We start from the raw sequence: 1,030 nt of genomic DNA, 5'->3' as shown, positions 1-1,030 counted from the left end.
CGCTCCTGGACGCGCGCCGCCCGGCTGCTGCGCGGGCAGGACGCCGGCCGGGTCGAGCAGCGGGTGGTCTGGGCGGCCGACCCCGCCGCCCTGTCCGGGGTCCGTCTCGTCGTGGACTGCGCCCCTGAACGCGTCCCCGTCAAGGAGGAGATCTTCCGGACGCTGGACCGGGTCTGCCCCGCCGACGCGGTGTTCGCCTCCTGCACCTCGGCGATCCCCATCAGCCACCTCGGCTCCGTCACCGGACGCCCCGAACGGATCGTGGGCACCCACTTCATGAACCCGGCGCCGCTGAAGGACACCGTCGAGGTTGCCGCCTCCCCGGCCACCGCCGACCGGACCGTCCAGTGGATCCTGGACGTCCTCGCGGGCCTCGGGAAGAAAGCCGTCGTCGTCGGCGACGGCCCGGGATTCGTCAGCAACCGGGTGCTGATGCTGACGGTCAACGAGGCGGCGGCCGTCGTCGAGGCCGGCACCGCCGACGCCGCCACCGTCGACCGCGTCTTCCAGGACTGCTTCGGACACGCGACCGGACCGCTGCGCACCGCCGACCTCATCGGCCTCGACACCATCGTCGACACCCTGGCCGTCCTCGGCCGGTTCACCGGCGACGCGCGGTTCCGCCCGACCCCGCTCCTCGCCCGGCTCGTCGCCGAGGGGAACGTCGGCCGGAAGGCCGGCCGGGGCTTCCACTCGTACCCGTCGAACAGGTCCCTCGTCCCCTCGCGGCCCGCAGGAGCTGACACCCATGTCTGAGCACGCCCACGCACGGACCACGACCGGGGACTTCGTCGCGGAGGCCGTCGACATCGAGGGACCGGTGGACATCGCCCTGCTGCAGCGCGCGATCCGGCAGGTCACCGGAGAGGCGGAGGCCGTACGCCTGCGCTCCGACGGCGGCGCTTCCAGCGGTACGGAGCTCACCGACGGCGGCGCCGTGCCGCTGGACCTGGTGGACCTGGCCGGCACACCGGACCCGGCCGCTGCCCGCGAGGACTGGCTGAACGCCGCGACCCGGGCCGGCCGGGCG

2 protein-coding genes are annotated in these 1,030 nt (G+C 74.4%); both read left to right on the top strand.

Annotation, left to right across the window (positions count from 1 at the left end):
- The coding region (locus ACYVE9_RS28180) for a 3-hydroxyacyl-CoA dehydrogenase family protein (RefSeq protein ID WP_461030716.1) at nucleotides 1–756 on the top strand (756 nt) is incomplete at its 5' end.
- A partial coding sequence (locus ACYVE9_RS28175; protein WP_461030715.1) for a hypothetical protein occupies nucleotides 749–1,030 on the top strand: 282 nt, incomplete at its 3' end. The genes ACYVE9_RS28180 and ACYVE9_RS28175, both read left to right, overlap by 8 nt.

The sequence above is a fragment of the Streptomyces sparsus genome (genome assembly GCF_054776295.1).
The sequence above is the reverse complement of the archived record's forward strand: the minus strand, read 5'-3'. Positions and strand labels throughout refer to the sequence as shown.